Genomic DNA, 14,259 nt, shown 5'->3' with positions numbered 1-14,259 from the left:
GCAAACAGAAAATACTTAGAGAAATACGAACTCTAAGTATTTTTTAGTGCCAAAATATATCATAAAATCTTAAGGGATAAAATAAGCTTATTTAAATATTTTAAACATTGTGAAAATTTAAGGGCTTAGGCCTATTATGAAGTAAGCATGATTTAGCTATCTTGAGTGAGTATATGAAATAAGGTCTAAATTTATTTTACATTTTATATGAGATTTGCAAAGATAATTTTAAATTTTCATAAATTATTTTAATTTTGTATTATATCTTAAATCTTTGAATCATTTCATTAAGTTTTTGTGAAAGTTCAGCTTGGCTTTGAGCAGATTTTGTAACATCCGAAAGAGCAAAGGTAACTTCAGTAATGCTATTTAATATTTCTTCTGTATTTGAGGCAGATTCTTGAGCTACTGAAGATACATTTTGTATTGCACCGCTTATCTGCATTATAACTTCATCCATTTGTTTTGAAGAAGTGGCAGATTTATCTATAATATTACTTATAAATTCAGAATCCTTTTCATATTCAATTCCTGTATTCATAAGGAGTTCATAATTAGGTTTAACATTGTCAGCCATAAATTCAAGAACATCTTGTCCACTTTTTGATAGACTTTCCACAGAAGCTTCAACTTGTGATACCATGGTTTGAATATTATAAACTGCATTGGAAGATTGTTCAGCAAGTTTTCTAACTTCGTCAGCAACTACTGCAAAACCTTTTCCATGTTCACCAGCTCTAGCGGCTTCAATAGCAGCATTTAGAGCCAATAAATTTGTCTGCTCTGCTATACTTCCAATAGAATTTGCCATTATTCTAACTTCTGACACTATTTTAGAATTTTCAATTGATTCTAAAATGTTTAAACGATTTTTATCATAAATTAAATTACTTTCTTCAATACTTTTTGAAGATTTATTTCTAATATTATAAGCACGTTCTTTTATTTCATTTACTGATGCTAATGAATTTTCTGCATCTTTAGCAATGGAATTTATGGCGCTACTTATTTCTTCTGTTGATGCAGTTACTTCTTCTGTAGTAGCACTTAAATCTTGAACACCTTTAGATATATGCTCTGTGGATTCATTCACAATTTCCATTTTAGAAGCAATTTCTTCAGTAGTAGCAGAAAGTTCTTCGCTTGTGGCGCTTATATCACTTGAGCTGTTCATTATTTCAACAATTAAATTCTGTATATTTTCTTTTGCATTGTTTAATGCCATTGAAAGATTACCTATTTCGTCTTTAGAGTCAACAGTTATAGTTTTAGTTAAATCACCACTACCAATAGCTTCAGCAAAGATTAAAACTCTTTTTACTTGTTTTGAAATCATAAATGAAATTGATAAACCTAAAATAACAGCTAGTAGTAAACTAATAAGTATTATTGAGATTGTTATGTATAAAGATCTTTTAAAAGTTGAGTTATTTTCAGAATAAGAAGCATCGGCTTGGTTAACATTATTTTTTATTAATTCATCCATGCTCAAATATATATTTTTTCTGGTTTCGGTAACTTTAGAATAATTTTCATCAGCTTCACTAAAATTATTCTCATCTACGTATTTTATTATTGAGTTAGATAAATCAACATATTTATTAAAGTTTTCTTTAAGGTTTGAGAATGCAGGTTTCTCAGATTCAGAGATTAAAGTGCTTTCATATATTTTTATAAGGTCATTATTCTCGTCAATTAAGTCTTTAATGTCTTTTTTTACTGTATCTTTTTCGCTGACATTTCTTTGATAAGCAAGTTTTAGCAAATCTGAACGTATATCAGAAATATTTTGCTTTAAAGTAGTTAAGTTATTTATTGAGGCCAAGTTATAATCATGCATGGAAGTTGCATTGTTATTAATTATATTCATATTATATAATCCAATAAAACCAACAATACATACCAAAATTGAAATAAAAATAAAAGTAGAAATAAGTTTATGCGATATTTTTAAATTTTTAAACCAAATCATTAAATCAACCCCTCTTTATTTTTTTATGCGAAAGTTTTTTATTTTCCCACCTCCATTAAAAGTTCAATATAAATAGTTTATATTTGAGAAAAGTTGTAATTAAAAGTCTACATACTCCTTGATTTTAATTCATAGAAATTTAGTTTAAACTACCAGCTATTGCAAACCAAATAACACGATGTAAAATGAATTATATTATGTAGAATCTATATATTTATAATAATCGAAATTAAAATTAAAAAATTGAGAGAAAATAAAGAAAAATGCAGAAAAAACTAAAAATATAACCAAATATGGTTATAAGATATCTTGAAATTTAAGGTGGGTTAAATAATTTTTTATAATAATATTAATATGGTTAAATTATTATGAGTGATGGTAGCCATGAAATCAATAATAAATATTTAGAAATGCTATAGTTATAATACTAACAAGTAGTAACATATTTAAAGACATAAAAAAGTATAATAGTAGATGAGACAGAGGAAGGGCATTGAAATAAATTATGCAATAAAATAATTAGTAAAAAGACAAGACTGATGCATTTAAAGAATAAAGAAGAATCAGCTATAAAGGAGAAGGTTCTTCTTTATTTTAATTATAGAAAAGTAATAGAATTAAACACATTTATTATCTAATTCAGGGTAGTGTTTAACCGACCAAGACTCAATTTGCTTAATAATACTAGTAAGCTCTTTTCCTTTATTAGTGAGGGAGTATTCAACTTTTGGTGGAATTTCTGCATAAACCTTTTTACATACAAGTTCATCATTTTCTAATTCTTTAAGTTTTTCATTTAACACTTTTTGACTTATTCCTTCAGTCATTCGTTGAAGTTCTAGGAATCTTTTTGGTTCATTATATAAATGACATAATAAAACTGCCTTCCATTTTCCTCTTATAAAATCCATTGCAAAATCTAATAAGCACACATAACTTCTTCCGTTATAATTTACCATTTAGTTACCCGCTTTCATTTTTTAATATTTATAAATGTTACTAGATATTAGTATAAACAACCTATCTTATAATATCAAATCAATTAAGTAAAATGTATGTTATTAATAATCTTGGAAGATTGTATGGGATAATGGCTATTTTCCCATGACTATTAGAATAAGTTATATATTGCGAATTATAATAAGGATATCATTGTTTTATGAAAAATTTATTATGACCTTACATGTAGGTTATTCAATAATTCTTACCAAAAAGTAAGTTGTCTAACTAAAAAGTGCGTACTTGTTACTTACATTACTGAGTTATATAATCACATCATGATCTTAATATTATGGAGGTATGTATTATGAAAGTAGTTGCTTTTAATGGGAGTCCTAAAAAGAATGGAAATACTTACGAGGCAATAAAAGCTGTAGCAGAAGAATTAAAGAAAGAGAATATAGATGTAGAAATAGTTCATGTTGGAAATAAGGTTATACGTGGATGTATGGCTTGTGGCGGATGTGCCAGAAATATGAACGAAAAGTGTGTTATGCAGAATGATGAAGTTAACGATTGGATTCAAAAGATGAAAGAAGCTGATGGAATCATTCTAGGCTCTCCAGTGCATTATTCTGCCATAGCAGGAACTATGAAATCATTTTTAGATCGTGCGTTTTATGTTACATCTGTAAATAATGGCATGCTTAGACACAAAGTAGGTGCAAGTGTTGTCGCAGTTAGAAGGTCTGGTGGAGTTCCAACATTTACTCAGTTAAATAATTATCTTAATTATTCTGAGATGTTAATGCCAACATCAAACTATTGGAACGTAGTTCACGGTACAGCACCAGGAGAAGCAGTTCAGGATGAAGAAGGAATGCAGATAATGAGAGTTTTAGGAAAGAACATGGCATGGTTATTAAAACTTGCTGATTCTGGGAAAGCTAATGTAGAAGAAAGTAAAGGTGAAGAGAAAATATTTACTAACTTTATTAGATAGTGTTTAAAATGATAATGACTAAATTAATTAAATTAGTATTTCAAAAATTAAATTCAATAAAATGGTATTAAAAAAATATATATATTTATAAGAATAGGATGAATTAAGTAACATCCTATTTTTATTTTTTATGCATGTAATATTATTCGTTTAAACCTGTCCATAATTTATTTAGAAGAATATCATTGTAATCTTGATTATATTCCCAAAACATTGCGCCACCGAGGCCTTTTGATTTTATATATTTAACTTTATAGTCAATTGATTCTTCATCCTCATAAGTAATAAATGAATCATAATTTTTTAAATAAGCAGCTTTTGCTTCATAATCCCAGTATCTAGTCCAACCATTTTTATTTATATAATTTTCAAGTAGATTTCCATATGAAAGATATTCATGACCATAATACCCATAAAAAGGAATGCCTAAATTAATTTTCATAGCTGGAACACCTGCCCGCAAAAATATGTTTACTGACTCATCACAGCTAAAACCTGATCCATAGGGGGAAGAAGTTGGATAAAGATTTGCATTATGAGCATTATAACCAAAGTCATAAGTCATTAAATTTATATAATCGCAGATATTTACTATTTCATTAATTTCAACATTATTAATGTAAAATTTATCTGCTCCAGCTGCAATACTGAGTATTTTATTCGTTCCAATTTTGTTACGTATAGATTTAAGTAAAAGCGTGAAATTTCCTTTATCTTTAGGAGTACATTTAATTAGGTTACAAGAGCCGCTAACAGGATATTCCCAATCAAGGTCTATTCCATCTATACCATAGTTATTTACGATATCCAGACAGCTATTTGCAAAACTATTCCGTGATGACTCTGAATAGGCTGCATCGGAAAAACCTTCAGCTCCCCAGCCACCTATTGAAAGGATAACTGCTAATTTAGGATTTTGAGATTTTAATGATACCAAATTCATTAAATTTTGAGCATCAGGAATGAAAATTGAACTGTTCATAATACTTCCAAAAGCATAATTAATATGGGTCAATTTGTTTGGATTTACATTAGTGGTAATACCATGTATATATCCTACTATTCTATATTTAGCTATATTAGGGGAATAATAAGATGAAGTTACCCTTTTTATTTCAATCAGTCCCTTCTAAATGCTTATAAAATATTTATATTTAATTATATTCTAAAATAATTACTTAATCCTTGTATTTACTTGGAATCTTTAGTAAAATACTTAAAAATAAGATTTAAGAGAGAAGGTGTTACATGAACAACAAACCATTATTCAAAAATTATATTAGTAACCTTGAAGTAATATTAGATAATATGTTTAATGCAATAATTGCAGTTGATAGTAACAGCAAAATATTTTTTATTAATGAAGCAGCTAGTATTCTTTTTGATATAGATAGTAAAGGTGGTTTAGGCAAGAATATTAATGAAATAATGCCAGATCCAGATATAGAATACTTTCTGTCAACTAAAAAAGAGGAAATTAAAAGGCCAATAGTAGTTAATGAATTGAATTTAATTTTGAGTATCATACCTTTTGGAGAAAATACTAATACACAAGGATCAATGCTGATTTTTAGTAATGTAACAAATTATAGTCAGTTAATTCATAAGCTTGAGGAAGAGAGGGATAGCAAAGAAATACTAAATACTGTAATTGAAACCGCTTATGATGGAATGATTATCATTGATAAGCAGGGGATAGTTACTATGATCAGTAATGCCTATACAGAATTTTTAGGGATTAAGAGGGAGGATGCTATCGGCAGGCATGTAAATGAAGTGATAGAAAATACTAGAATGCCAATAGTATTAGAAACTGGAAAAGAAGAAGTAGCACAACTTCATAAGATAAAAGGAAGCTATATGATAGCCTCAAGAATACCAATAGTAAAAAATGGAGAAATTATTGGGGTAGTGGGTAAGGTCTTATTTAGAAATGTAAAAGAATTAAATAGCCTTTATAAACGAATAAGCGTTATAGAAAAGGAATTAGCTACTTATAAATCAAGGTTTAGAGAATTCAATAAAGCAAATTATTCGCTTGAAAATATTATAGGTGAGAGTGAACCTATTGTTATGGCTAAAGCCATAGTTGAAAAAGCAGCTCATACAAATTCAAATGTTCTAATTTTAGGGGAAAGCGGGACAGGTAAAGAAATCTTTGCACATGCAATACATTCGGAAAGTAATAGACATGAAGGGCCATTTGTTAAAGTTAATTGTGCAGCAATTCCAAGTGATTTACTTGAATCAGAATTATTTGGCTACGAAGCAGGAGCTTTTACAGGTGCCAAAAAAGAAGGTAAGATAGGAAAATTCGAGATTGCAAATGAAGGTACTATATTTCTAGATGAGATTGGAGATATGCCTCTCCATATGCAGGTAAAGCTATTAAGAGTTATTCAAGAAAGAGAAGTTGAAAAGGTTGGTGGCGTAGCTAGTAAAAAGATTAATATTAGAATAATTGCTGCAACAAATAGAAATCTTGAAAGATTAGTTGAAGAAGGTAAGTTTCGTGAAGATTTATATTATAGACTTAATGTCGTAACAATTGAAATTCCACCTTTAAGAGAAAGAGGAAATGATATAATACTTATTTCTAATCATTTAATAAAAAAGCTTTCAGTTGATTTAGATAAGAAGGTTAGAGGAATCTCTAAGGAGGCTGAACAATATCTTAAAACCTATGAATGGAAGGGTAATGTAAGGGAATTAGAAAATATATTAGAGCGGGCTATAAACATTATGGAGAATAGTGAGATTATTCAAGTGAAAGATTTACCGAAAGAGATCACAGGGAAAAAGGTTTCAATGGTTACTAAGAAGCTTCAAGATATTCTCGCGGAAAGTGAAAAAAATGCTATTATTCTTGCCCTTAGGGCTGCGGATGGTAATAAAAGTAAGGCGGCAAAAATTCTTGATATAGGGCGTACTAGTTTATATGAGAAAATAGAAAAATATAAAATACAGACATAGTTGTTCGTTCTTACGAACAACTATGTTTTTTATGAAAAATAATTGTACGGAAAATCGCACACAATGTAAATGTTTACTTAAGAAATTGTACGGAATAACGAACAAAAACTTTCTATTATTAAGAATTTTTTATGAAATTGCTTATAGAAAAGCGCAGTTTTACGTTGAATACATGCTCGAAATCTTGGCACGGATATTGCTTATATAAATAAGTGTAAAAGGAATTATAAATAAAATATTACACTCTTGCTTTATGGAGTATATAAAAGTGTGAAAAGGAGGAGTAAAGATGAACAAGATAATGTCGGTAGAACAAGCAATCGCCTTAATCAAAAGTGGAGACACAGTTGCATTTGGTGGATTTATAGGTGCTGGGCATGCAGAAGGGGTTTCTAAGAAACTTAAGGAAATATACTTAGAACAAGGTGCCCCTAATAATTTAACTCTTGTTTATGCAGCGGGACAAGGAGATGGTAAAGAAAAAGGTTTGAATCATTTAGGACAAGAAGGCCTTCTTTCAAAGGTAATAGGTGGACATTGGGGATTAGCTCCTAAGATCCAAAAACTCGCAATTGAAAATAAAATAAAGGCTTATAATCTTCCACAAGGAGTAATATCTAGTCTTTATAGAGATATTGCGGCAGGTAAACCAGGTACAATTACTCATGTTGGTTTAAAGACTTTCGTAGATCCAAGAGTTGAGGGAGGAAAATTAAATGAATGTACAACAGAGGATATTGTAAAGGTTATCGAAATTGATAATAAAGAATATCTCTACTACAAAGCTTTTCCTATAGATGTAGCTATATTAAGAGCAACATATGCAGATGAAGATGGAAATGCAACTCTTCAGAAGGAAGCAGCAACACTAGATGGTTTAGCTATGGCACAGGCAGCAAAAAATTCTGGTGGAAAAGTAATTCTTCAGGTTGAGAAAATAGTCTCTAAGGGAACTTTAGATCCAAAGCTTGTAAAAATCCCTGGAATACTTGTAGATGCTATAGTTGTAGCTAACAGTGAAGACCATATGCAGACATTTGCTGAAGCATTTAATCCAGCCTATAGTGGAGAAATAAGAATGCCAGTAGATTCTATCGAATGTCTTTCAATGGATGAGAGAAAAATAATAGCAAGGCGTTGTGCAATGGAACTTATACCAAATGCAGTAACTAATCTTGGTATAGGTATGCCGGAGGGAATTTCAATGGTTGCCAATGAAGAAGGAATAGGAGATACAATGAGATTAACTATTGAATCTGGCCCAATTGGTGGAATCCCAGCAGGAGGTTTAAGTTTTGGTGCAGCTATAAATCCAGATAGCATTATAGATCAATCATCTCAATTTGATTTTTATGATGGCGGAGGGTTAGATGTAGCATTTTTGGGACTAGCTCAATGCGATGAAAAAGGCAATATAAATGTAAGTAAATTTGGTCCTAAGATAGCTGGATGTGGAGGATTTATAAATATAACTCAAAATTCAAAAAAGGTTATATTCTGTGGCACATTTACAGCAGGAGGACTTAAAATTAATGTTACTGATGGCAAGCTAGTAATCGAAAATGAGGGAAGGTCAAAGAAGTTCATTAAAAATGTTGAACAAATTACATTCAGTGGAGATTATGCTAGAGATGTAAATCAACCGGTATTATATATAACTGAAAGAGCAGTTTTCAGATTGACAAAAGATGGAGTAACATTAGAAGAAATAGCTCCAGGGGTAGATTTACAAAAGGATATTATTGATCAAATGGACTTTAAGCCAATAATATCAAATAATTTAAAAACAATGGATGAAAGAATTTTTAAAGATAAGCCTATGAAGTTGAAGTAACAACTAATATAAGTGAATAGGATACGGATAAAATATTTGAAAAGAAAAATAATAAAATAACGGAGGTTTTGTATATGGCAGTTATAGGAATTTTATTAAGCTTAGCACTTTTAATGTTTATGGCCTATAAGGGGTTTTCAGTTATTGTTTTCGCACCTATATTTGCGATTATGGCAGCTATATTTTCAGGAATGGCGATTATGCCAACTTATACGGAAATATTCTTACCTAACTTGGGTAACTATGTAAAAGTTTACTTTCCATTCTTCTTACTAGGTGCAGTATTTGGTAAGGTTATGGAGCAATCTGGTGCAGCAAAATCAATAGCAAAATTTATAGTAGATAAATTAGGAAAAAAACGAGCTATGCTATCTGTAATACTAGCAGCAGCTATACTAACTTATGGTGGAGTAAGTCTTTTCGTTGTAGCATTTGCTGTTTATCCATTTGCAGCTTCTATATTTAAAGAAGCAGATATACCAAAGAGACTTGTGCCTGCAACTATTGCTGTTGGTGCTTTCACATTCACAATGGACGCGCTTCCAGGAACACCTCAAATTCAAAATTCTATACCAATGAAATTCTTTAATACAGATTTATATGCAGCTCCTATATTTGGAACTCTAGGTGCAATTATGGTTTTAGTTTGTGGTGTATCCTACTTAGAATGGTGCAAACGCAAAGCTCAGGCAAAAGGAGAAGGATATGGAACAAACCATAAGCAAGAGCCTGTAATTGTTGAAGACAGCAGCTTGCCGAATCCATTTATATCAGCATTACCATTAGCATCGGTACTTATAGTGACTCTAGTTCTTCAAAAAGTTGTATTTCCTAAATGGGATATCGTTTCTTGGGTAACTAAAGCTCCATACAACATACCGGAAGCTGGTGTTGTAGGTTCAATGAATAACTGGGCTCTTATGATTGCACTTGTAATTGGTATTACTCTTGCAGTGTCAATTAACCCAAAACGTATGAAAGGAAACTTTGCTGCAGCAATTAATGCTGGTGCAATTGGATCACTTTTAGCAGTTATGAACACAGCATCAGAAGTAGGATTCGGTAATGTTATCAAAACTTTACCAGGATTTCAATCTATAGCTCATGCTTTAACTAATATTAACCCAGATGGAAGCCCATTACTTTCAGAGGCAGTTACAGTAAATGTTCTTTCAGGAGTTACAGGTTCTGCTTCAGGAGGAATGAGTATAGCACTTGATACTTTTGGAAAACAATATTTAACTTGGGCAAATAGTGTTGGAATAGATCCACAATTACTTCACCGTGTTGCTGCTATGGCTTCAGGTGGAATGGATACATTACCTCATAATGGTGCAGTTATAACTTTACTTGGAATTGCAGGGTTAACTCATAAACAATCATATAAAGATATATTTGTAATCACTTGCATAAAGACAGGAACTGTATTTGCATTAATAGCATTACAAAGCTTATTACATTTTGTTTAATTAGAATTGAAAATACTTACAAATAATATTCTGAAAATTATATAGCAAAGAAGGGGGAGTACTAGTGAAAGGATTAACTATAAAGGAATTAAAGATTGGAGATAAGGCATCTTTTCAAAAGACTATTACAGAAACTGATGTATATTTATATGCCGGAATAACAGGAGATTTAAATCCGGCTCATATAAATCAAGTTGAATCAGAAAAAACAATGTTTCAAGGTAGAATTGCTCATGGAATGTTAACTGCTGGCTTAGTATCTGCAGTATTAGGAATGCAATTGCCAGGTCCAGGTTCAATTTATCTTGGACAAGAACTAAAATTTACGGCTCCAGTAAAAATAGGAGATACAATTAAGGCTGAAGTAGAAGTGATAGAAAGAATTGAAGATAAAAATAGAATAAAATTAAGTACTATATGTACAAATCAAGATGGTGTTCAAGTGCTTAAAGGCATAGCAACAATAATGCCTCCTAAATAAAGACAAGCTCAAAAACAATGTGAATTTCATTAATTTGAAGTTCACATTGTTTTTATACATTAACTAAAAATATAAAAAATAATGAATGGATCTGCTTTGTATTATATGAAAGTATATTATTTTCTTAGAAGGATTTATGTATTAATGTTGAAGTTTTCTAAGTAAAACATTAAGTCTGTAGTCATTTGATTAAGATATGTAAGTAATAATCAAATGACTACAGACTTCTATTCATTTAAATAAAAAGTTTTTTATTAAGAATTTTTTTCAGCCCATAAACCATGTAAGTTGCAATATTCTCTAGCAAAAAGAACAGGTTCATCTACCTTAAAGAAAGCCTCAGGCTTTTCACCAGGTTTTAAGAATTTTTTATATACGTTACTTTCAGTATGAATTTCAATCCATTCTATATAGTGGTTATCAAGCATAGGATGTTCTACAGAGCCTACCTTTACTAAAACTCCACCTTCAACTTTTTCAATTACAGGAACGTGCTTTTCTGTTGCTCCATCAGTAGTATTTTCAGCTTTAAGCTTCATTGGCTGATTACAACATACTAGTGTACCTCCAGCATTATGAACAACCTCCACAATATTACCGCAAATTTCACATTTATACACTTGTTTCAATTCAGTCATTTTATTACCTCCTAAATTTAATTATAATTATTTGACTATTTCTTCATGATTTTTTTTGCAAGACCTTGGATATAAAGTTTTACTTTCTGCTAAATAACCAAGTTTAATTGTCATTACAACAGTCTTGTACTCTTTAAATTTATTTCTAAAATGTCTTTTTAATGACTAAGAATCTTAAAATTATTATTTATGTATATTTTAAGATTAAAATCATCAATGTGTTTAAAATTTAGCTGACATAATTAGAAAAAAATGAGAGTGTTATCTTTAAGACTATTATATACATAATAATTATATTAGTCAATAATAATTATTAATTAATAAAATAAATTTATAAAAATTATATGCTTTTATTATCTAATTGTTTATTGGAACATTGGGCCAGTATATTCTTCGTATGGTATACGAATAGCAGCTTCCGATTCATCTAATTTGTATGCTGTTCCTTCAATAGGATTTATTCCATGAACTAAGTTAGAACCTATTGTATAAATAGCGTTAGCCATAACGCTAGTATCTTGAACAGGAGAGCCTAACATAAAGCCTTTTGAAATTAATTCTTTAGCTTCAGGAACGCCATCCACTCCAACAATAGGAATTACTTTAGATTTATTTCCAGTGTTATAGCCATATTTTTGTAATGCTTTAGTTGCACCAATTGCCATAGAATCATCATTTGAAATTATTGCTTCCACCTTACTTCCAAGTCTTAGGAATAATGCATCAACAGTATTTTGCGCTGTTTCTCTATCCCAATTTAAAACAGGTGACGCAAGTTCCTCTGTTTTAATTCCAGCCTGCTGTATAGTTGAAATAGAATATGCAGATCTATCTATAGATGTTTTATTAAGTCTTTCACCAATAAGCATAATGTATTGTAATACATTATCTTTATTTTTATCAATTAAATCTTTATGATTATTCCAAGCATCAGTAATAATTTTACCTTGTAAAGTACCAGCTTGTTTTGAATCAGTACCTACATATAGGGCTTTTTTATATGATTTTATAGCATCCATTGTAAGTGGTTCTCTATTAAAAACTATTACTGGAATTTCATATTTTGATATTTTATTAATTAAGTCTCCTATATCGTTAACATTAACCATATCTAGCAATATTAAATCAATTCCTTCATTAAGTTTGGTATCAAGTTCGGCATTTTGAGTTGATTGATTGAATTTCGCATCATAAAATGTAAAGATGACTTCGTTCGGATGTTGATTTTGTATATCTTCAAAATTTTTACGGAGAAATATAAGGTAATCATCATTAAGATCTGCCGAAAACAGGCCAACTCTAATAGTAGTTCTTTGTTTAGAATCTTCTGCAATAGCTGTATTATTGAGAAAGATGCTTCTAAGTACCGTACTAAATATTATGGTAATTGCAGTTATAGCTAATATCTTTTTTAATATTTTCATTTAAATCCTCCAATCCTGTGTACTTATAAATGTATTATACGTTTTAAGAAAAAGTTTATACTTAATCTAAGTATATCTATAAGTTAAAAATGATTTTCAGGATAAATAAAAAAGCCCCAATAATGGGGCTAAAAGTGGATAGTTTAAATCATGAAAACATCTATATTATATGAAATCTTCGTAAAAATATTCATGTAATATGGATATTATTTGAATGCAATATATATTGCGATAATACATTTACAGTGTTTGTTTAATATTATTGATATCCCTGCTTTTTAATTTCAATAGTAGATTATTTATAATCATATTTGCATCCAAGAATATTTAATGTAGTCTGCGCAGATTCTATGCCGTTAACTATAAGAACAATTTTATGAATGCCAGGATAGTGCTTACGAACAGTAAGATCTTCAAAGCTATGTATACGCGTACCTTGTAAATGTGCATTAGGTAACGATGTTTTGTCAGATAAAAAGAATAATTTACGTGATGATTTACCATTTGATTTTATAAAATCAATGCCATATTCCAAGCGGATATGTACTGGAGAACCCCAGTCTATATCCAGTGAATAATTTAACTCACAACTGCCTCCAATTTTAAGTTGGTTAGGTTGAACAGAGATTGAGGCATTTCTAAATATGGGATTTTCAGCTGAAGAGTTAGTGTAACCAAAGAGTGACATTGCCTTGGGATTAGCTCTTTTAATAAGGGTACGGCAGCCGCGTTTTAAAATCCAATCAGTATTTTGATTATGACATATCCAATTCTCCGCTATCGCTAAAACAGCGTCAGGATTATCTTTTGAAATGTCATTAAGGTTGTTAGCAACACTCTTACGAACATAAAGAGAGTCGTCTTTTTTCAAATTTTCTAACACTTTAAAAACAGGCGATGGATCGGCTTTAAACATCGGAAGAGCTATTCCCCAAGGAAGACGTGGTCGACAGCCTTCACTTGAAAGACGTCGTACATGTTCATTAGGAGATAATGACCACTTCATCATATATTCCATTACACCTCGAGGGGCATTCAATAAAAATGGTCGAATCGCAAACTCTGAAGATGACTGTTGAGTGAAACGTTCTAAGGCATCCATAGAGAGCTCAAAGTACTTCTCTTGCTTCCCATAGGTAGCAACAAAATCTGGAAAGAATAGATATGGAAAACCTACGCAACTCTTATTAATGGAGAATAAGATATTTAGGGCATTTTCAAAATCATTAGGAAGGTAGTCGCCTAATATTTCAGCTATTCTATGAATACGAGCCTTTAAAGGCAATTCATCCCACGGATAAGCTAAAACTGAAGCGACAAAATCGCTCTTATTAAATTCTGCATAAACATTGTGTATCTTATTTGAAAAATCATTTAAAAATTCTAACGTATAAATATTTTTTAGTGGTTCACTCATAAGTATTTCATAATCTCCTTGTAACTATTATATCAAAAAACTTGATATTTTATTATAATCTGAATTTAAAATATACTAAAATATTTTAATAACGTAATCCTTATACAGT

General features: G+C 30.3%; 11 protein-coding genes. 5 read left to right on the top strand and 6 right to left on the bottom strand.

The window, feature by feature from the left end; translation table 11 throughout:
- Positions 1-259: 259 nt before the first annotated feature.
- Positions 260-1,972, bottom strand: coding sequence for a methyl-accepting chemotaxis protein (locus KEC93_RS17140; protein ID WP_077869789.1), 1,713 nt, complete (start codon positions 1,970-1,972; stop codon positions 260-262).
- A 617-nt stretch (positions 1,973-2,589) separates the two neighbouring features.
- A complete protein-coding gene (locus KEC93_RS17135; RefSeq protein WP_077868828.1) occupies positions 2,590-2,931 on the bottom strand; it encodes a winged helix-turn-helix transcriptional regulator in 342 nt (113 codons plus the stop codon).
- Between the two features lie 347 nt (positions 2,932-3,278).
- Here KEC93_RS17135 and KEC93_RS17130 point away from each other — a divergent pair, with 347 nt between their 5' ends.
- Complete coding sequence (locus tag KEC93_RS17130; RefSeq protein WP_017210998.1) at positions 3,279-3,914, top strand: flavodoxin family protein; 636 nt, start codon at positions 3,279-3,281, stop codon at positions 3,912-3,914.
- A gap of 142 nt (positions 3,915-4,056) precedes the next feature.
- Here KEC93_RS17130 and KEC93_RS17125 read toward each other — a convergent pair whose 3' ends face one another.
- Entirely contained in the window at positions 4,057-4,956 is a 900-nt protein-coding gene (locus KEC93_RS17125; RefSeq protein ID WP_420022549.1) for a glycoside hydrolase family 18 protein, read from the bottom strand.
- A gap of 206 nt (positions 4,957-5,162) precedes the next feature.
- Between KEC93_RS17125 and KEC93_RS17120 the strand changes: the two genes are divergently transcribed.
- The 4 genes from KEC93_RS17120 (at position 5,163) to KEC93_RS17105 (ending at position 10,671) form a co-directional block, all read left to right on the top strand.
- Positions 5,163-6,887 (top strand): sigma 54-interacting transcriptional regulator, encoded by a 1,725-nt coding sequence (locus KEC93_RS17120; RefSeq protein WP_077868826.1) that lies wholly within the window; start codon positions 5,163-5,165, stop codon positions 6,885-6,887.
- A 289-nt stretch (positions 6,888-7,176) separates the two neighbouring features.
- Positions 7,177-8,721: an acyl CoA:acetate/3-ketoacid CoA transferase gene (locus KEC93_RS17115; RefSeq protein WP_077868825.1), complete on the top strand. Its 1,545-nt coding sequence runs from the start codon at positions 7,177-7,179 to the stop codon at positions 8,719-8,721.
- Between the two features lie 74 nt (positions 8,722-8,795).
- Positions 8,796-10,190, top strand: a complete 1,395-nt coding sequence (locus KEC93_RS17110; protein ID WP_012059527.1) for a GntP family permease — start codon at positions 8,796-8,798, stop codon at positions 10,188-10,190.
- A 64-nt stretch (positions 10,191-10,254) separates the two neighbouring features.
- Positions 10,255-10,671 carry a MaoC family dehydratase gene (locus tag KEC93_RS17105; protein WP_012059526.1) on the top strand — a complete coding sequence of 139 codons (417 nt, stop codon included), beginning with the start codon at positions 10,255-10,257 and terminating at the stop codon, positions 10,669-10,671.
- A gap of 254 nt (positions 10,672-10,925) precedes the next feature.
- Here KEC93_RS17105 and KEC93_RS17100 read toward each other — a convergent pair whose 3' ends face one another.
- From KEC93_RS17100 to KEC93_RS17090, 3 genes are all read right to left on the bottom strand, one after another.
- Positions 10,926-11,309 carry a desulfoferrodoxin gene (locus KEC93_RS17100; RefSeq protein WP_012059525.1) on the bottom strand — a complete coding sequence of 128 codons (384 nt, stop codon included), beginning with the start codon at positions 11,307-11,309 and terminating at the stop codon, positions 10,926-10,928.
- 365 nt (positions 11,310-11,674) lie between these two features.
- Positions 11,675-12,733 (bottom strand): galactose ABC transporter substrate-binding protein, encoded by a 1,059-nt coding sequence (locus KEC93_RS17095; protein WP_077868824.1) that lies wholly within the window; start codon positions 12,731-12,733, stop codon positions 11,675-11,677.
- Positions 12,734-13,028: 295 nt separating this feature from the next.
- On the bottom strand, positions 13,029-14,150 hold the full coding sequence (locus tag KEC93_RS17090) for a DNA alkylation repair protein (RefSeq protein WP_077868823.1): 1,122 nt from the start codon (positions 14,148-14,150) through the stop codon (positions 13,029-13,031).
- Positions 14,151-14,259 lie beyond the last annotated feature (109 nt).

The sequence above is a fragment of the Clostridium beijerinckii genome, from assembly GCF_018223745.1.
Lineage (GTDB): Bacteria > Bacillota > Clostridia > Clostridiales > Clostridiaceae > Clostridium > Clostridium beijerinckii.
Note: the sequence above shows the minus strand (reverse complement) of the source record. Positions and strands in the feature narration are given on the sequence as shown.

What these genes read in the sequence shown, in the direction of transcription:
- KEC93_RS17140 (WP_077869789.1), bottom strand. Translation starts at nt 1,972, where the DNA reads ATGATTTGGTTTAAAAATTTAAAAATATCGCATAAACTTATTTCTACT.
- KEC93_RS17135 (WP_077868828.1), bottom strand. Translation starts at nt 2,931, where the DNA reads ATGGTAAATTATAACGGAAGAAGTTATGTGTGCTTATTAGATTTTGCA.
- KEC93_RS17130 (WP_017210998.1), top strand. Translation starts at nt 3,279, where the DNA reads ATGAAAGTAGTTGCTTTTAATGGGAGTCCTAAAAAGAATGGAAATACT.
- KEC93_RS17120 (WP_077868826.1), top strand. Translation starts at nt 5,163, where the DNA reads ATGAACAACAAACCATTATTCAAAAATTATATTAGTAACCTTGAAGTA.
- KEC93_RS17115 (WP_077868825.1), top strand. Translation starts at nt 7,177, where the DNA reads ATGAACAAGATAATGTCGGTAGAACAAGCAATCGCCTTAATCAAAAGT.
- KEC93_RS17110 (WP_012059527.1), top strand. Translation starts at nt 8,796, where the DNA reads ATGGCAGTTATAGGAATTTTATTAAGCTTAGCACTTTTAATGTTTATG.
- KEC93_RS17100 (WP_012059525.1), bottom strand. Translation starts at nt 11,309, where the DNA reads ATGACTGAATTGAAACAAGTGTATAAATGTGAAATTTGCGGTAATATT.
- KEC93_RS17095 (WP_077868824.1), bottom strand. Translation starts at nt 12,733, where the DNA reads ATGAAAATATTAAAAAAGATATTAGCTATAACTGCAATTACCATAATA.
- KEC93_RS17090 (WP_077868823.1), bottom strand. Translation starts at nt 14,150, where the DNA reads ATGAGTGAACCACTAAAAAATATTTATACGTTAGAATTTTTAAATGAT.